We start from the raw sequence: 18173 nt of genomic DNA, 5'->3' as shown, positions 1-18173 counted from the left end.
TGTGTCGTGCCTCCCGAGTCTCCGCTGTGAGCACGCCAGCCTGACGGACAGGTGTCGTCCTCGTGTGTACCGTCCAGGGAGTTCCAGCGCCGAAGAACCCGAGGAGGACCGGATGGTCAGGCATCCCCTCATCGACGACGTGGTCGGTCCCGCCATCGTGGTCGAGTCCGCCTCGCCGGTCGTGTGGCTGACGGACGCGCTCGCCTCACTGCTCCGTCGTTCGGCGGACGCCGGCCGCATGGTCGTGCTGCGGACCGGGCGCGAATCCGCGATCACCCCCGCCCTGCGGCACGCGCTCGGTGCCTACGGTGCCGCGTGGGCCGTCGCCGACTTCGACGGGACACTGCGCGACGGCCGGACGGGTGCGGCAGCCTCGGGCATCGAGGACTTCGTGCACCGCGGCCCCGAACTCGTCGGCACACCGTCGCCCGAGCACCCGGTCGCAGCCGACTCCGTCCGCCAGATCAGCATCGACCTGACGCTCCGCCACCACGCCGAGCGTGCCGTGGACATGGGGTCCGCGATCGAGGCCCTGTGCCACACCGTCGGCACCTGCCCCACCCGCTGGGGCACCGCCGAACCGCTCACCGTTCCGTGGGACCGATGGGTCGTCACGCAGTACGCCAAGCACGAGGCACCCGGGGTGTCGACCTCGTACGCCGTCGGCGAGGGCTTCTCTGCCACGATGACCGCCCACCTGGTCGGTGGCGTCGTCGTCGAGACGATGTCCGCCGTCTTGACCGTGCCCGAGGAGAACACCGACCCGGAGCTCGCGAACCGCCTGTTCGACGCCGTGCAGCAGGTCGCCGACCAGGTCGTGCCCGTCTTCGGTGTGGTGATGCAGCGCCGGGGGGACGCCGACCACCTGATCCGCGCGGTGTCGCACGGCGAGCCGTCGCCGCTCGCCGTCGTCGTCGGACCCGAAGCCTCCGAGTTCCTGGACCGCGACGGGGTCTGGCCGCCACCGCGCACCACGACGGCGACGTTCGGCACCCGGTCCGGGGCAGGCGACCGGTCCGGGGCGGGCGGCCCGTCCGGAGCAGGCGACACCGGTGCCGCTGACAGCGGCATCGTCGACGGCGGCATGATCGTCCGCTTCGAGGACGGCTGGGAAGCCCTCGAGTCCTTCCTCGACCGCATCGACGAGGACCGCTTCCTGCAGCTCGTCGGCGGAGCGCCCCTCGACCCTGCCCACGACGAGGGCACGCTCGACGGACACGTGCGGGACGCCCGGGTGGCAGGCGGTCACGGTGCCGCGTGACGTCACCATCCTCTGCCGCCAGCCGGTCGAGCCGCGGGAGGTCGCCGAGGCGCTGCTCCTGCACGACGAGTCCTGGGGCGTCCGAGCACTCGACGACGGCCCGATGCTGCAGGTCTGCCGCGACGCCACGCACCCGGTGATCACCGTGCTCGGGGTGCGGCGGGTGGACTCGTTCGACGAGGTCGAGCGGATCCTGCCGGACGCTCCCACGATCGCGACGCCGCTGTGGTGGGTCGACACCGTCACCCCGGCGGGGGCCGACGGCGAGTCCGGGATCTCGGCGGCGCTCGAGGCCGCGCTCGACCTCGACGCGGTCTGCATCGTCCACGGCGACTGACAGAGCCGACGCGGCCGGCCGGCGACGTCCGCCGGACGCGACGACTGCCGGACGCCACGCCTGCCGGAGCGACTCGTCGCGCTGATCGGCCACGCTGTGCCCCCAGTTGTGGTGCGAACTCACGTTTCGAGACCCGCGAGTACCCAGCGCCGCTCTACGGTGTGAAGACCCGAGCCGACGAGCCGGGCGAGCACGCTCCTCGTCGGCACCCTTCTCACTGAACAGGGCTCCAGTGCGTACACACCACCAGGGGCGCGCCGTCGCGCGCGCTCGCAAGATCCTCACCGGCGTGGTCGTCGCCGGTCTCGCGGGCGTCGCGCTCGTCGGGGTCGGCGCGACCACCGCGTCCGCCGCGGCACCCGCGCAGACCACCTTCGTGAACGAGGGGTTCACCGGCGCGAGCGCCGGCGACGCCTACATCCTGCCGTCGACGCAGTCCGGTGCCGCGAACGTCGCGTGCCTCACGGCGAAGCCCGCAGCAGGTTCGGCGAACACCGGCTCGATCCCGACCTGTGCGGGCGCCACGGACGCCGACGGCAGCGGCGCGCTCCGCCTGACCGGTGCGGTGAACAACCAGGCCGGTGGCCTCGGTGCGAAGCAGTCCGTGCCGATCACGAAGGGCATCGACGCGGTCTTCGACAGCTACCAGTACAACGGCTCCTCGGCCGACGGCATCGTCTTCTACCTCGCCGCGACCGACCCGTACAACCCGACCGTGCCGGCGAAGATCGGCTACCTGGGCGGTTCGCTCGGCTACAGCGCGAGCACGACGAACAACGCGCAGGGTCTGTCCCACGCGTACCTCGGCATCGGCCTCGACCGCTACGGCAACTTCGGCAACCGCCAGTTCGGTGGCACCGGGTGCGAGTCCGACCAAGCGACCAACGGCAGCCTCACGGCGAACGCCGTGACCGTCCGAGGCCCCGGCGACGGCGGCACCGGCTACTGCGTGCAGTCCCGCACCGTGGTCAACGGGTCGCTCAACAAGACCGGCGTCACCGACCGTGCGCAGGCCAAGGTGCCCGTCGAGATCGTGATCAACCCGACGTCGTCGGCGCTCGCCGCGCAGGAGAACACCGCGGTGTCCGTTCCCGCCGGTCAGTACGCGGTCGTCTTCACGTCCATCGGCGGCTCGCAGCAGGTCGTCCGTGGCGCGCTGCCGAAGCTCACCACCGGCAACGCCGCGAACGTCGACCCGTCGTGGGTCGACCCCGCCACCGGCTACCCCTACAAGCTCACCTACGGGTGGGTCGCGGGCACCGGCGGGCAGAACGACATCCACGAGGTCAACTACCTCCGCACCACGACGGCTGCCGGTCCGGTGCCGGTGCTGACCGCCAGCACGGGAGGCACGGCCACCGTCGCGCACGCCGGTTCCGGCGCGTACACGGTCACCCCCACCGTCTCCGCTGACGGTGGCTCCGAGTCGCAGCTCGTGCGCACGACCACCACGTTCCCGGCGGGCGTCACGCCCGACGTCTCCGGTGTGACCGGTGCGGGCTGGACCTGCCAGCCGCCCGTCGGGCAGGTCGTCACGTGCGACCAGGCCGTCGACGCCGGATCGCCCCTCGCCCCGGGCGCCGAGCTGCCCACCCTCTCCATCCCGTACTCGGTCACGGGCGCAGCGCGCACCGCGACGATCTCCACCGTCCTGGCGTCGACCGACGCCGAGGCGGTCACCGTCACCCGCGGCCTGACCGTCGAGCCGCAGGGTACGACGCTCACGGTCGCCGACGCCACCGCGACCGTGGGCGACACGGTCACGCTGACCGCCCAGGTCGCGTCGTCCGCGAAGACCGGTGCGACCGCGCCGACCAGCACCGTCACGTTCACCGACACCGAGACCGGCGCGGTGCTCTGCACGGCGACGATCGTCGACGGTGCGGCCTCGTGCGACACGACGACGTCGACGGTCGGCACCAGCGGGGTCACCGCGACCTACGAGGGTGACGCGGACCACACCGCTGCGTCCGGCACGGGTGCGCTCACCGCGACCAAGGTGCCGACGGCCGTCGCGGTCGAGTCGACCCCGACGTCCGCTGCGTACGGCGAGCAGATCACGCTCGACGTCACCGGCCTGGGCTCAGGCTCGGAGACGGTCGCCGCGCCGACCGGCACGGTCGAGTACCGCGAGGGCTCCACCGTCCTGTGCACGGCGACGCTCCCCGACACGAGCTGCGTGGCCGAGGGCCTCGGTGCCGGCACGCACACGGTGACCGCCATCTACTCCGGCGACGCGCTGCACGCCGGCTCGACCTCGGTCGCAGTGGACCTGACGGTCCGCAAGGCATCGACGACCATCGGCACCCAGCCCGGTACCGGTGGTGGCGACCCGAGCGACGGCGGTGACCCGAGCGACGGCGGTGACCCGAGCGACGGCGGCGAGCCGACCGCACCCGACACCACGGTGACGGTCACGCACGGCGAGACCACCACGCTCGACACCCCGAACGTGCCCGAGGACGCCACCGGCACCATCGAGTACGTCACCGACGACGGCACCGTCCTGTGCACCGCGACGCTGCCCGACACCACGTGCGCGATCCCGTCCGACCTGCCGGGTGGCAAGTACACCGTGCACGCCCACTACAGCGGCGACGACAACTACGAGGCCGCCGACGGTGCGCCGTTCGAGCTGGTCGTGACCGCGCAGTCGACGGCCCTCGTGGCGAGCACCGACGCGACGGCTCCGGTCGTCGGCTCGAAGGTCCGCCTGACCGCGTCCGGCCTGCCCGTCGGCGCGACCGGCACCGTGACCTTCACGGCCGCGGACGGCTCCGTCCTGTGCACCGTCACGCTGCCCGAGACGACCTGCGAGACCGACGCCCTGCCGGTCGGCACGAACACGGTCACGGCTGCCTACAGCGGTGACGCGTCGTTCGCCGCGTCGAGCAGCACGCTCGAGGTCGTCGTCGCGGCGCTCCCCGCTGTCGAGCCGACGCCGGAGCCGACCGACGAGCCGACCACGCCGGAGACCTCGGCGCCCGCCCCGGGACCGTCGGACTCCGCCGACCTCTCGGCGACGGCCGCACCGATCGCCCCGTCGGCGTCGGCCACGGCGTCCGCCACGCCTGCGCCGACCACCACCGGTGCGCTCGCGTTCACGGGTTCGCCCGTGGCCGTGGGCACCGCGATGGCACTGGCGGCAGCACTGCTCATCGCGGGCCTGGTGCTCCTGATGGTCCGTCGCACCCGGGCCGCTCGCGGCACGGTCGCCGACACCACCGCGGAGTAACCGACCGCACGGACGAGGACGGCGCCCCGGGCAGATGCCCGGGGCGCCGTCCTCGTCCGTGCGCCTGGTGCCCGTCAGTCGCGGCGCGCGGTGTCGGTCGCGTTGATCGCCGCCAGACGTTCGTTGTACGCCTTCAGGTCGGCGTCACCGTCGCGCTCGGCCTTGCGGTCGAGCCGCTTCGCGTCGCGCTTGTCCGTGCGGATCCAGTTCCGCACCACGAGCAGTGCGACGAAGACCATCGGCAGCTCGGAGGCACCCCAGGCGATGCCGCCGCCGGTGTGCTGGTCGTCGAGCAGCGCGGCGTCGTTCGTCTGGCCGAGTGCGTGGAACCAGTCGATCGCGAACACCGACTGCGAGGTCATCACGGCGACGCCGAAGAACGCGTGGAAGGCCAGCGTCGCGAGCAGCGCGATGATCAGGATCGGGTACGGCGGACGCTTCGGCCCCGGGTCGACGCCGACGAACACCCAGAAGAACAGGTAGCCGCTCAGCACGAAGTGGACGACCATCGCGACGTGCCACTCGTGCGACTGCATCGCCGCCTGGTACGCCGGCGTGAAGTAGAACACCACGAGCGACCCGGCGAAGATCACACCAGCGACGGCGGGCTTCCCCATGAACTGCATGTACCGCGAGTGCACGAAGAGCATGAGCCACTCGCGGGCCCCGCGGGAACCGTCGTTGCGGACCGGCAGGGTGCGCATGGCGAGCAGCACCGGACCGCCGAGCACGAGCGGCAGCGGCACGAACATCATGAGCAGCATGTGCTGGACCATGTGCGACGAGAAGTGGATCATGCCGTACACGGCCGGTCCGGCCGACGTGGTCCAGATGAACAGGGCGCAGCCGATGACCCACGCGATGGTGCGCCCGACGGGCCACTTGTCGCCGCGCTTCCGGAGCTTCCGCACGGCGAGCAGGTACCAGACCGCACCGACGACGGCGAGCCCGAGCCACACCCAGTCGATGTGCCACTGCGTCAGGTACGTGTGCATCGTCTGGGCCGGCGGGAACGGGAACCCGATCAGGCCGGAGCGGGTGTCCTCACCGGTCTCGGGCGTCTGCGGGATCGGCGGCTGCGAGCGGGACACGGCCACCGAGACGCCGATCGCCACGGCCATGAACACGATCTCGGCGAGCGCGAACCGGGTGAACCGACGGCGGTCGAGCGGCGCGCGGAGCAGCCCGGGCACGAGCTTGCGGCGCTGCACGACGCCGGCGACCCCGAGCAGCACCAGGATGACGGCCTTGACCGTGATGAGTGCACCGTACGGGGTGGTGACGAGGTCGAGTGGACCGGTCAGCCGCAGCGAGGCGTTGACGATGCCGGAGAACGCGACGGCGCCGAACGACCACCCGGCCAGCGTGGAGTAGCGGGAGACCACCCGACCGGTCGCGCCCTTCGTGCGGGTGCGCAGCAGCACGACGGCGACGAGCCCGCCGGCCCAGACGCACACCCCGATCAGGTGGATCGCGAGGGAGTTCACGGCGTTGGCGTGCTCGAGCGAGCCGGCGGCGTGGCCGGACAGTGCCAGGGGGAGCAGGGCGAAGAGGCCGAACACGGTGGCGACGGCGAGCGTCGTGACCCGGGTGGCGAACGCGGCGAGCACGGTCGCGATGAGGATCGCCGCCGCGGAGACCACGAGCGCCTGACCGATCTCGACCTGGAACGCGAACAGCATGAAGTTGCGGGCGAACACCGGACTGGTGAGCGGGACGCCGAGGGTGTTGGCGCCGGTCAGCACGACGGTGACGGCCGCGGCGAGGAACCAGATCGATCCGGTCGCCGCCGCCCAGCGCGTGGCGCGGTGCTGCACGCTCGAGAGTGCCCGGTGGTCCTTCTTCTGTGCCGGCAGCGCGAACGCGGCGACGATGAGCAGGCCGACGGTCAGCGCCGCCATGGTGTCGTGCACCACGCGGGCGATCGGCAGGCCGTACTCGACCACGTCGCCGGCGGACACCAGCTGCTGGTTCGCGGTGAACGCCCCGGTGATCGTCAGGCCGAGGATCGAGCACGCGACCGCGAGCGGGATGGCGACGACCAGCACGGTCGCGACGGTGGACGTGCGCGCGGTGACGGGCGCGGATTCCGGCGCCGGGCCTCCAGGCTGGGTTGCGGGGGACGTGACGGTCATCAACCTTGTTCCAGGGACGCGTGCGTCCGCGAGACCGCGGACCCTCCATGGTAGGCGGGTCGGTCTGGAGGCGCGGTGTCAGTCCGCAGCGCGCGCTGCGGCCCGCCTCAGGCTCGCGCCGACGACCCCTGCAGGTCGCGGATCCGGCCCAGCTCGTCGAAGTCGACCGTGATGGTCCCGTCCGCCAACGTCAGCGTGCGCCCGTCCCAGGGGACACCGCGGAGCGACGCCCAGCTCCCCACAGCGCGGCGGTGGTCGTGCACCTCGGTCGTCTGCAGGCCCTCACCGAAGACCCGGACCGTCCGGGGGACCGTCGGTGGTGCGAACAGCAGGCCCTCGAACAGCACCCAGAGTCGGGAACCTCCGCCGACGTGCCCGCCGAAGCCGAACCACGAACCGGTCGCCAGCCGTGCCGCGATCGACATGTCCCACGCGAACTCGTACCCGGCGTCGGCGGCGTCGGCCTGCCGGTGCTCGCCGAACGGGACCTCGCCCTGCACGAGTTCCGGGATGCCGAGCCGTTCGCCCAGCGCGCGGGTGGCGTTCGCGGCGGCGAGCACCGACGCGGGGTACTGCGACGGGTTCGCCCAGCCCCAGAGCCAGCTGCGCGGCCCCGGTGCGGCCGACCCCAGGAGCTGGATCCGGAACTCGCCCGGGTGCGGCCCGACGAACTGCAGGGTGCCGGCGGCGAGGTCGACGTTCCAGCGTTCGTGGTCGTCGTACAAGTCTGCGAGCTGCAGCTGCGCCTCCCAGGCCAGGAAGACCCCGTCGCTGACCAGATCGTCCATCCCCCGTGAGCGCGCCATGGGGGAACCCTACGCCGGGCGGTGTTCCCAGATCCCCTCGCTGCCGACGCCCACGAACCCGACGGCCTCGTTCACGTCGAGCATCGGGCGGTTCTCCTCGGCGTTGAACGTGATGATCGACGGGTGCCCCGGGTGGTCGCGCTCGATCGTCTCGATCCCGACGACCTTGAGCAGCCACCCGAGCCGGTGCCCCCGGTGCTCGCGCAGCACGAGGGTGTCGCCCTGCATCACGGGCTGGGCCACGGGCCCCGGGACGGCGAGCTGGGTGAAGCCGACGAGTCCGCCGGACGACACGTCCTCCACGGCGACGGTGCGCATGGTGCGCGGGCCGTCGTCGAGGTGCTGCTCGTGCGTCCGGAGCCGATCGACCGTCCAGGCGTCCTCGGGCTCGGCCATGTCGCCGGCCGGGGCATCGGTGCTCATCCGGGTCAGGAGGAGTGCGACGTCCGTCTGCCACCGGGACGGAGTCGGTCCGGCCCAGGTGTGCACGCGGTACCGGTCGGCCGCCGCCCGCGTCGCCGCCGCGCGGACGCCGGAGAGCGCATCGGGGTCGGCCGGGAGCTCCAGACGGCTGATCCGGTTCACCTGCCCGAACCGCCACCCCCGGCTCGTCAGGAACCGGGCTCCGGGTTCGTCCTCGGGCACGACGCCGAACCCGGTCGGTGCACGGAGGTACCCGGGGCCCGCTGCGGGGCCGACCTGCCGTGACACGGCGTACGTCTTCCACTGCGTGCGGCCCTGCTGCCTCGCGACCGCTTCGACGTGCTCGGCCAGGAGCGTGCCGATGCCACGGCGCCGGTGCTCGGGCGCCACGCTGACCGCCATCCAGCAGTTCGGGGCGTCCGCGACCGCCTTCGATTCGTACGAGCCGGCCCCCGCCGCGGCCCCCTCGTCGTCACGGACCAGGAACAGTCGGCTGGGCGCGTCGGGGTCGATCAGGTACGGCAGTTGTTCCTCGGGCGTCCAGAGCAGTTCCGGCAGTCCGGTGATCGACACCTCGGCGCGGTTCTGCACGTCGACCCACTCGCGGAACGCCCGCACGGTCCCCGGGTCGTCGTCCATCGTGGCGGGGACCACGAGTTCGTGGACGGTGTACGCGGTCATGTCGGTTCCTCCCGGCGGTGCGACGCCGCCCGGCTCCGGACAGCCTCGCAGCATATCGGCGGGGGTCCGCTGCCGCTAGGCTGCACGGCGTGCTGCTCTCCGATCGCGACATCACCGCCCAGCTCGCCGAGGGCCGGATCGGTCTCGACCCCCACGACGCCTCGCTCGTCCAGCCGTCGAGCATCGACGTCCGGCTCGACAAGTTCTTCCGGCTGTTCGACAACCACAAGTACCCGCACATCGACCCGGCGGTCGACCAGCCCGACCTGACCCGGCTGGTCGAGACCGACCCGGACGAGGCGTTCGTGCTGCACCCCGGCGAGTTCGTGCTCGGCTCGACGTACGAGGTCGTCACGTTGCCCGACGACATCGCCGCACGGCTCGAGGGCAAGAGCTCGCTCGGACGCCTCGGCCTGCTGACCCACTCGACCGCGGGGTTCATCGACCCCGGGTTCTCCGGCCACGTGACGCTCGAGCTGTCGAACGTCGCGACGCTGCCGATCAAGCTCTGGCCCGGCATGAAGATCGGGCAGCTGTGCTTCTTCCAGCTGTCCAGTCCCGCCGACAAGCCGTACGGCTCGGCCGAGTACCAGTCGCGGTACCAGGGCCAGCGCGGGCCGACCCCGTCCCGCTCGGCGCAGAACTTCCACCGCGCGGACGTCTCAGCGCGCCCCTGACCGCGGTCCGTCCGACCCGGAACGACGTCATCGACGTCGTGCGACATCGATGACGTCGTTCCGGGTCGACACCGCGCGTCATCCAGCGGACGAAATGTCGCATGCTGTGTATCGTTGCAGCATGTCCGCAGTCCCTCCACGTCCGATGCCGACGGTGTCGGCGGCCGCGCTCATCCGTGACGCCCGTGACCGCGCCGAACTGACGCAGGTGCAGCTCGCCCGTCGGGCCGGCGTCACGCAGAGCGTCATCAGCACGTACGAGAACGGTCGCCGCGAACCCTCGCTCGCCGCCCTCCAGCGCATGCTCCGGGCCGCGGGCTTCACCACGTCGATCGACCTGCTCCCGGTCGAGGACCCACCGCCCCTGCGCGAACGCGTCGCCGCAGCACGGCACGACCTCGTCGCCGTCGTGGAGCGGTTCGGCGGCCGCAACCCACGGTTGTTCGGCAGCGTCGCCCGTGGGGACGACGGCCCGGGCAGCGACGTCGACCTGATGATCGACGTCGACGCCGGGCTCGGCATCTTCGCGCTGATGCGGATCCAGGACGCGGCCGAACGGCTGCTCGGCGTGCGCGTCGACGTCGTGGACGCCGCCGGCATGAGCCCCGAGGTCGTCCGCCGCGCGGTGCCGCTGTGAGCCAGGACCCGACGACGCACCGCCCGGTCCGGGACCGGCTCGACGACGTCATCGGTGCGTGCGAGGCGATCCGGCGGTACGTGGGGGATGCACACCTGCCGGAGGACCTGGTGCACGACGCCGTGCGGATGCGGCTGGTCGAGATCGGCGAGGCGGTCCGTGTCCTGCCCAGCACCGTCACCGCGAGCGAGCCGGACATCCCGTGGTCGCGGGTGTCCGATCTCGGAGACCGGCTGACCCGACGCTACTTCGACACCACCCGCGCGGTGGTGTTCGGCACCGCCCGCACGGACGTGCCCCACCTGGCCGACGCGGCGCGGCGGTTGCGCGCGACCCGGCCCTGACCCGGCGGGTCGCGCGGGCACCGGACGTGCGTGCACGGCGGACGGGAGGCACGGATCACGACGTGCCCCGGGCCTCCCGTCCGACCGTGGCCGGCCCCACGACGACGCAGGACGGCCCCGTCGCGCCGAAGCGAGACGGGGCCGTCCGTGTGAGCGGGGGAGATCAGCCCTTCTTGGCGAGCTCCTCGAGGGTGTCGTTGCCCTTGTAGGCCTCGACCGCGTTGTCCTTCGTGACCAGGATCGGCGTCAGCTCGACGGCCGGGACGACCTTCGAACCGTTGTCGTTGTTCTTGTCCTTGGTCGTCTTCGGGGTCTTGCCGTCGGCGAGGTCGGACACCAGGTCGATGGCCGCCTGGGCCTCTTCCGTGGTGTTCTTGTAGATCGTCGAGTACTGCGTGCCCTTCATGATGAGCGGGATCGAAGCGGTCTCCGAGTCCTGCCCGGTCACGACGGGGTTGTCCTTGCCGGCGGCCTTGGTCGCGGTGAGGATCGCACGGGCGAGGGTGTCGTTCGGCGACAGGACGCCGTCGAGCTTGGTGTCACCCGTGTAGTACTGGGCCAGCAGGTCGGTCATGCGCGACTGGGCCTTCTGCGCGAGCCAGCCCTGCGTGTTCACCTTGGCGAACGTGGTCTGACCCGAGACGACCTTGAGCGTGCCGTCGTCGATCTTCGGCTGCAGGACGTCCATCGCACCGTTGAAGAACACGGTGGCGTTGGCGTCGTCCGGCGAACCGGCGAAGAGCTCGACGTTGTACGGTCCGTCGCCCTTCTTCTCCTCGAGGCCCTTGAGCAGTGCCTGGGCCTGCAGCTGGCCGACCTTGAAGTTGTTGAACGCGACGTAGTAGTCGACGTTCTTCGTGTTCAGGATGTTGCGGTCCCAGGCGATGACGGTCGTGCCCTGGGCCTTGGCGGCCTTGACCTGCGAGCCGAGCTGCGAACCGTCGGCGGCACCGATGATGATCGCCTTCGCGCCCTTGGTGACCATGCCCGAGATCTGCGACTGCTGGTCGGGGACCGGGTTGCCGGCGTTGGCGTACTGGATGTCGGCCTTGAAGCCGGCGTCCTCGATCGACTTCTTGAACGCGGCGCCCGCGAGCACCCAGTTCTGCGAGGTCTTGGCCGGCAGGGCGACGCCGATGAGGTCGCCCTTCTTGATGGACGAGCCGGAGCCGTCGCCCGAGTCGGAGGTGCCACGAGCCGAGCAGCCGCTGAGGGCCAGGCCCGCGACGAGTGCCAGACCGATGCCGGCGATGAGCTTCTTGCGCATGAGAGTGCTTTCTCTTCGTTGAGGTGGTGGTGCTGTGAGGGGAAGGGTTGGACTAGGGGAGGGTGATCTTGTCGGGCTGGTCCTCGATCGAGCGCGGCTGCTGCTGGGCCGCGGGGACCTCGGCTGCGTCCTTGCGCTGGAACTGCCGCATCATGCCGCCGATGAGCGACGGGCGGCCCTGCGACTTCGAGTAGACGTCGAAGGCGACGGCGATGAGGAGCACGAGACCACGGATGATCTGGACCTTGTTGGACTCGATGCCCATCAGCTGCAGACCGTTCGACAGCAGCGCCATCACGAGGCCACCGATGATGGAGCCGGAGATGGTGCCGATGCCACCGGCGACCGCTGCGCCACCGACGAACACGGCGGCGATCGCGTCGAGCTCCCAGCCGGTGCCGTCCGCGGGGCCCGAGGCGTTCGAGTACCCGACGAACACCATGCCGGCGATCGCGGCGAGGACCGACATGTTCGCCATGACGAAGAAGTTCACCTTGCGGGCGCTGACGCCGGACAGGACGGCGGCGCTGGAGTTGCCACCGACCGCGTAGACCTGGCGACCGAAGATCGTGTTCTTCGTGATGAAGCCGTAGACGATGGTCAGGACACCGAGGATGATCGCGACGATCGGGATCGACGTGCCGACCGGGCCAGCGCCGAACAGGTACGTGGCGACGAGGGTGACGGCGACCAGGATGCCGGTGCGGACGACGGAGACCCACAGTGGCGGGACCTCGGCCTGCATCTTGCGGCGACGGGCACGACCGCGGACCTCGACGATGATCAGGACGGCGATGGTCACGGCGCCGATCAGCAGCGTGCCGTTCGAGAACCCGAAGTCGGGGCCGAAGTCACCGAGGAAGCCGGAGCCGATGGTGTTGTAGCCGTCCGGCGTCGGGACCGAGGTGGACGCACCGATGATCTGGTTCGCACCGCGGAAGATGAGCTGGCCGGCCAGGGTCACGATGAAGGCCGGGACCTTCACGAACGCCACCCAGAAGCCCTGCCAGGCGCCGACGAGCGCACCGACGACCAGGCCGAGCACGATCGCCAGCCAGACCGGGAAGTGCCAGACCGACATCGACTGGGCGACGATGATGCCGACGAACGCCGCCACCGATCCGACGGACAGGTCGATGTGGCCCGCGATGATCACCATGACCATCCCCAGCGCGAGGATGAGGATGTAGGAGTACTGCAGGAACAGGTTGATCACGTTGGTGGGCTCGAGGATGAGCCCGTCCGTCGTGAACCAGAAGAAGATGACGATCGCGACGAGGGCGATGATCATGCCGTACTGGCCGATCGAGTTGCCCTTGCCGAAGAGCAGTTTCAGGTTGTTCATGAGACGGGAGCGCCCTTCCGCGCGGAGGTCATGCTGCGCATGAGCGTTTCTGGATCGGCCTGGTCCGCGGGGACGTCGGCCGTGATCTGGCCCTCGAAGATCGTGTAGATGCGATCGGAGAGGCCGAGGAGTTCGGGGAGCTCGGAGGAGATCAGGATGATGCCCTTCCCCTGTGCTGCGAGCTGCTGGATGATGCCGTAGATCTCGAACTTCGCGCCCACGTCGATGCCGCGGGTCGGTTCGTCGAGGATCAGGATGTCCGGGTCGGTGAACATCCACTTGGACAGGACGACCTTCTGCTGGTTCCCGCCGGAGAGCTTCCCGACGTTCTCCTCGACGCTCGGCACCTTGGTGCGGAGCATCTTCCGGTACTTCTCGGCGACGTCGTACTCCTCGATGGAGTCGACGACGCCGCCCTTCGAGATCTTCTGCAGATCGGCGGAGACGGTGGACCGCTTGACGGTGTCGAGCAGGTTGAGGCCGAGGGCCTTGCGGTCCTCGGAGACGTAGCCCATGCCGTTCTGGATCGCCTGCTGGACGTTCGTGACCTTGATCTCGTGGCCGTCCTTGATGATCTCGCCGCCGAGCCAGGTGCCGTAGGAGCGACCGAACAGGCTCATCGCGAGCTCGGTGCGGCCGGCGCCCATCAGACCCGCGAAGCCGACGATCTCGCCACGCTTGACGTGGAAGTTCGAGCCCTTGCAGACCAGGCGGCTGGCGTCGAGCGGGTGCTGCACGGTCCAGTCGCGGACCTCGAAGAAGGTCTCGCCGATCTTCGGGGTGCGGTCCGGGAACCGGCTCTCGAGCGACCGGCCGACCATGCCGCGGATGATGCGGTCCTCGTTGACGCCGTCGCCCTTGACGTTCAGCGTCTCGATGGTCTTGCCGTCACGGATGATCGTGATCTCGTCGGCGATCTGCTCGATCTCGTTGAGCTTGTGGCTGATGATGATGCTCGAGATGCCCTTGGCCTTCAGCCCGACGATCAGGTCGAGCAGGTGCTGCGAGTCGTTCTCGTTCAGGGCCGCGGTCGGCTCGTCGAGGATGAGGAGCTTGACGTCCTTGTGCAGGGCCTTCGCGATCTCGACCAGCTGCTGCTTGCCGACACCGATGTTCTTGATCTGGGTGTCCGGATCGTCGGCCAGGCCGACGCGGGCGAGCAGGTCCTGCGCACGGAGCTGGGCGCTCGTCCAGTCGATCACGCCGAACTTGCCGGGCTCGTTGCCGAGGAACAGGTTCTCGGTGATCGAGAGCTCCGGGATCAGCGCGAGTTCCTGGTGGATGATCACGATGCCGGCCTGCTCGGACTGCTTGATGTCCTTGAAGCGGACCTCTTCGCCCTCGTAGACGATCTCGCCGTCGTAGGTGCCGTAGGGGTAGACGCCCGACAGGACCTTCATCAGGGTCGACTTGCCGGCGCCGTTCTCGCCGCAGATCGCGTGGATCTCGCCGGCGCGGACGTTGAGGGAGACCTCGGACAGCGCCTTGACACCAGGGAACTCCTTGGTGATCGAGCGCATCTCGAGGATGGTCTCGGGTGCGGTGATCGACCGGGTCTCGAGGCCGGTGTCGATCGGGGTTGACGCCACAGTGCATCTCCTTCTGCCGCTGCGATGCGGCAGTTGTTCGGGTGGTTCTGCTGCGGCAGCGAATGGGCGCAGGTGGCCTGCGTGGACTTCGTTGTCGCGTCCGGTGCCCCGCTGGTGTGACGCTCATGTGAACGGTCACATCGGCTGGACGGAGGTAATTTACGCACAGCCCCGGTGCGGCTGTCAATTCGGATTGGTCGCGTTTTCGTAACGGCCTGCGTGATCCCGCATGAACGTCCCCCGGACGGGAGGCACGGTGCCGGCCCGCCCCGCGTCCTGCGGATCGACGGTGGGCGCGTCACCGACCGCGCGGGGCCCCCGTGGACGCGCGCACGACGAGCTGCGGGACGATGTCGATCGAGCGGAGCAGCTCGTCCTCGCCGGGGAGGAGCAGGTCGACGCAGCGGCGGCCGAGCTCGGCGAAGTCGACCTGCACCGTGGTGAGCGGAGGCCAGTAGTGCTTCGCCTCGGGGATGTCGTCGTAGCCGACCACCGACAGGTCGCCCGGCACGTCGAGCCCGTAGGAGCGCGCCGCGTGCATGACGCCCAGGGCCATCTGGTCGTTCGAGCAGAACACCGCGGTGCAGTCCCGCCACCGCAGGAGTTCACGGCCGGCGTGGTAGCCGAAGTCCGCCGTCCAGTCACCCAGGATCGGCGGGACGACGGGCATGTCGCGGTCGGACATGGCGCGCAGGAAACCCTGCATGCGGGCGTCCGCCTCGATCCAGTCCTGCGGGCCGGCGATGTGCCGGATGTACTCGTGGCCCAGGTCGAGCAGGTGGTCGGTCGCGAGTCTCGCGCCCTCCATCTGGTCGACCCAGAGGGCGGTCGGGTCCTCGCCGACGCTGGCCCGCATCGTGACGTACGGCGTGCGGATGCCGAGTTCCTCGATCAGGTCGAACACCCGCTGCTGGGGCGCGATGACGACGATGCCCTCGACGTCCAGGTCGAGCAGGTGCCCGAGCCCCTCACGCACGGCGGTGTCGGTCGCCTCGGCGATGTTCGCCGTCGTCACCGAGTACCCGCGCAGCATCGCCGCGTCCTCGATCGCCTGCAGTGCGACCGCCGGGCCGTAGTGGGCGCGCCGGGCCGTCAGGACGCCGATCGTGTGGGTCCTGCTCGTGACGAGGGCCCGCGCCGCACGGTTCGGCCGGTACTGCAGCTGCTCCATCGCCGCCAGCACCTTGTCGCGCGTGGCGTCGCGGATGGCGTCGGAGTTGTTCAGCACCCGCGAGACGGTCTGGTGGGAGACGCCCGCGATCCGTGCGACGTCACGGATGCTGGGCGAACGCGGTTGCTGTGCCCGCGATGACGCCATTGCTGCTCGTTTCCGCCCGGGGCCGTGGCACGTCGATGTGCACGTTCACATTCCGGGCCAGATCATTATGCACGTCCGGCGGATCGACGCCACCTGAACGTCCTCGAGGCTGCGGCCCGGCGGCGTGCCGGGCCGCAGCCTCGCTGCGCCCTCGCGGTGCGTCAGAGCCAGTTGCGCTTGCGGAAGATCGCCCAGAGCACGCCCATCAGGGCGAGCATGCCGAGGATCGCGACCGGGTAGCCGTACCGCCAGTGCAGCTCGGGCATGTGGTCGAAGTTCATGCCGTAGACGCCGGCGATCAGCCCGGGGGCGAACAGGATCGCCGCCCACGACGAGATCTTCTTGACCTCCTCGCCCTGACGGTGCGCGGCGCGGGCGAGCTGCCGGCTCTCCTCGCCCTGCGCCAGGCTCGCACTGGTCATCCGCCGCATCGCCTCGTTCTGCTCCTGCGACACCAGGGTCGCGTGCAGTGTCAGGGCGTTCTCGAGCAGGGACCGGAACGAGTCCACCCGCTCCGTCACGCGCAGGGCGTGGTCGAGCACGTTGCGCAGTCGGTGCTGCACCTCGTCGTCGACGCCGTACTTGTCGGCCCCGCGCAGCAGACCCTTCACCATCGCGGGCACCGGCTTCGTGGCGCGCTGGAAGGACAGCACTTCGCTGAGCAGCTGGTAGATGCGCTTCGAGACACCGGGGTCGACCTGCCCGGCGAAGAGCTGGTCCTCGATGGCGTCGATGCCGTCCTGCAGCACCTCGACCACCGGGGCGTAGCCGTCCACGACCTCGTCGAGCACCGCGGCGGTCACGGCCTCCGAACCCAGCGCCAGGAACTCGGGGTCGGCCTCGACCTGGGCGCGGAGTGCCGCGAGGTCGGGGCGCTCGGCGTGCCGGACGCTCACCACGAACCGGTCGCCGACGAACAGGTGCACCTCGCCGAACTCGACCGTGCCCGCGGCTCGGTCGAACCAGGCCGGACGGAGCACCAGGAAGAGCGTGTCGCCGTACCGCTCGAGCTTCGCGCGCTGGTGCCCCTTGCGGGCGTCCTCCACCGCGTTCTCGTGCAGGTCGAACTCGGTGGCGACGGCGTCGAGTTCCTTCGGGTCCGGGCGGAGGAGTCCGATCCACGCCAGGTCGCACCGTGCGACCTCGTGGCGTGCGCCGAGCGACAGGGTCGACGGAGAATCGATGCGACGTCCTTCGACGTAGATCGCGTTGTCGATCATTGCCATGCGCGTGCTCCTCGTGGTCGGGAGCAGGCAGGCGCGATGCCGCGGACGGACCGCGGCGGGCGGAGGAGATCTAGGACACGGGCGCGGCGGCGAGGGGGAGGGGCTGCCGGCCCGCGCGAGGATGGTCACCCGACATCGCGCCTCACCTGCCCTTCTCCTGGTCGTGCGGCCGCGGTGCGCAGCCTCGTGGCCACAACCGTGGCCGACGTCCGACCCTACTCCGGACGCACGAGGGAGCCAAGCGCTCGTCCGAGACTCGGCCTGGGCGACGGTTCTCGTGCTCGCCGGCACGAGGAGTGTCGCGGAGCGCGAGTCTCGGCCCAGGCGGCCGCCAGGGTCAGCGGGTGATGTGCAGGCCCGCGGCCTCGAGCTCGGTCAGCTGCCAGCCCAGCCAGGGGCTCCAGCCGAACGGCGCACCGGCGACGGCGGCCCGCAGCGAGTCCTCGGAGACCCAGGCGTACTCGGCGACCTCGTCGTCCGCGGGGGCGGGCAGGTCGTCGGTGACGGCGCGGAACACCGGGCAGACCTCGTTCTCGACGATCCCCGAGGCGTCGACCGCGCGGTACCGGAAGTCCGGCAGCACGAGCTCGACGTCGCGCACGGTGATGCCGAGTTCGCGCGATGCCCGGCGGGCGATGGCGTCCTCGAACGACTCGTCGGGGCCGGGGTGCCCGCAGAACGTGTTCGTCCAGACACCGGGCCACGTCTTCTTCGACAGGGCGCGACGGGTCACAAGGACGTCCCCGTCGGTGTTGCGGACGTGGCACGAGAAGGCCAGGTGGAGGGGCGTGTGGTCTGTGTGCACCGTGAACTTGTCCGCTGTGCCGATCGGGGTACGGTCGTCGGCCAGCAGGACCACGGTTTCCGGGAAAGCGCTCATCTGCACCGATAG

15 protein-coding genes are annotated in these 18173 nt (G+C 70.5%); 6 read left to right on the top strand and 9 right to left on the bottom strand.

Features of this window, described 5'->3' with window-relative positions; genetic code table 11:
• Positions 1-112: 112 nt before the first annotated feature.
• From ACIPV1_RS13790 to ACIPV1_RS13780, 3 genes are all read left to right on the top strand, one after another.
• Positions 113-1261: a DUF6177 family protein gene (locus ACIPV1_RS13790; RefSeq protein WP_131922141.1), complete on the top strand. Its 1149-nt coding sequence runs from the start codon at positions 113-115 to the stop codon at positions 1259-1261.
• Entirely contained in the window at positions 1251-1598 is a 348-nt protein-coding gene (locus ACIPV1_RS13785; RefSeq protein ID WP_123293483.1) for a hypothetical protein, read from the top strand. The genes ACIPV1_RS13790 and ACIPV1_RS13785 overlap by 11 nt, the downstream gene beginning before the upstream one ends.
• A gap of 232 nt (positions 1599-1830) precedes the next feature.
• Complete coding sequence (locus ACIPV1_RS13780) at positions 1831-4833, top strand: Ig-like domain repeat protein (protein WP_402726642.1); 3003 nt, start codon at positions 1831-1833, stop codon at positions 4831-4833.
• A gap of 74 nt (positions 4834-4907) precedes the next feature.
• On the opposite strand, the gene ACIPV1_RS13775 is transcribed toward ACIPV1_RS13780, so the two are convergent.
• From ACIPV1_RS13775 to ACIPV1_RS13765, 3 genes are all read right to left on the bottom strand, one after another.
• Positions 4908-6968, bottom strand: a complete 2061-nt coding sequence (locus tag ACIPV1_RS13775; protein WP_123672094.1) for a cytochrome c oxidase assembly protein — start codon at positions 6966-6968, stop codon at positions 4908-4910.
• Positions 6969-7075: 107 nt separating this feature from the next.
• Entirely contained in the window at positions 7076-7774 is a 699-nt protein-coding gene (locus tag ACIPV1_RS13770) for a DUF6882 domain-containing protein (protein ID WP_402726641.1), read from the bottom strand.
• A 9-nt stretch (positions 7775-7783) separates the two neighbouring features.
• A complete protein-coding gene (locus ACIPV1_RS13765; RefSeq protein ID WP_402726640.1) occupies positions 7784-8878 on the bottom strand; it encodes a GNAT family N-acetyltransferase in 1095 nt (364 codons plus the stop codon).
• Positions 8879-8967: 89 nt separating this feature from the next.
• Here ACIPV1_RS13765 and dcd point away from each other — a divergent pair, with 89 nt between their 5' ends.
• The 3 genes from dcd (at position 8968) to ACIPV1_RS13750 (ending at position 10536) form a co-directional block, all read left to right on the top strand.
• Positions 8968-9555 carry a dCTP deaminase gene (gene dcd / locus ACIPV1_RS13760; RefSeq protein ID WP_111085408.1) on the top strand — a complete coding sequence of 196 codons (588 nt, stop codon included), beginning with the start codon at positions 8968-8970 and terminating at the stop codon, positions 9553-9555.
• 121 nt (positions 9556-9676) lie between these two features.
• Positions 9677-10192: a helix-turn-helix domain-containing protein gene (locus ACIPV1_RS13755; protein ID WP_402726639.1), complete on the top strand. Its 516-nt coding sequence runs from the start codon at positions 9677-9679 to the stop codon at positions 10190-10192.
• Complete coding sequence (locus ACIPV1_RS13750; protein ID WP_402726638.1) at positions 10189-10536, top strand: DUF86 domain-containing protein; 348 nt, start codon at positions 10189-10191, stop codon at positions 10534-10536. The genes ACIPV1_RS13755 and ACIPV1_RS13750 overlap by 4 nt, the downstream gene beginning before the upstream one ends.
• A 163-nt stretch (positions 10537-10699) precedes the next feature.
• On the opposite strand, the gene ACIPV1_RS13745 is transcribed toward ACIPV1_RS13750, so the two are convergent.
• From ACIPV1_RS13745 to idi, 6 genes are all read right to left on the bottom strand, one after another.
• A complete protein-coding gene (locus tag ACIPV1_RS13745) occupies positions 10700-11803 on the bottom strand; it encodes a sugar-binding protein (protein WP_123937388.1) in 1104 nt (367 codons plus the stop codon).
• A 52-nt stretch (positions 11804-11855) separates the two neighbouring features.
• A complete protein-coding gene (gene mmsB, locus ACIPV1_RS13740) occupies positions 11856-13148 on the bottom strand; it encodes a multiple monosaccharide ABC transporter permease (RefSeq protein WP_123293491.1) in 1293 nt (430 codons plus the stop codon).
• A complete protein-coding gene (mmsA, locus tag ACIPV1_RS13735; RefSeq protein WP_123293834.1) occupies positions 13145-14668 on the bottom strand; it encodes a multiple monosaccharide ABC transporter ATP-binding protein in 1524 nt (507 codons plus the stop codon). The genes mmsB and mmsA overlap by 4 nt, the downstream gene beginning before the upstream one ends.
• Before the next feature lie 367 nt (positions 14669-15035).
• Complete coding sequence (locus ACIPV1_RS13730; protein WP_402726637.1) at positions 15036-16055, bottom strand: LacI family DNA-binding transcriptional regulator; 1020 nt, start codon at positions 16053-16055, stop codon at positions 15036-15038.
• A gap of 161 nt (positions 16056-16216) precedes the next feature.
• Positions 16217-17281, bottom strand: a complete 1065-nt coding sequence (locus ACIPV1_RS13725; RefSeq protein ID WP_132099441.1) for a magnesium and cobalt transport protein CorA — start codon at positions 17279-17281, stop codon at positions 16217-16219.
• Positions 17282-17618: 337 nt separating this feature from the next.
• Complete coding sequence (gene idi, locus ACIPV1_RS13720) at positions 17619-18161, bottom strand: isopentenyl-diphosphate Delta-isomerase (protein ID WP_111085474.1); 543 nt, start codon at positions 18159-18161, stop codon at positions 17619-17621.
• Between the last annotated feature and the right edge of the window lie 12 nt (positions 18162-18173).

It is taken from the genome of Curtobacterium sp. NPDC089991, from assembly GCF_044748425.1.
GTDB lineage: Bacteria > Actinomycetota > Actinomycetes > Actinomycetales > Microbacteriaceae > Curtobacterium.
Note: the sequence above shows the minus strand (reverse complement) of the source record. Positions and strands in the feature narration are given on the sequence as shown.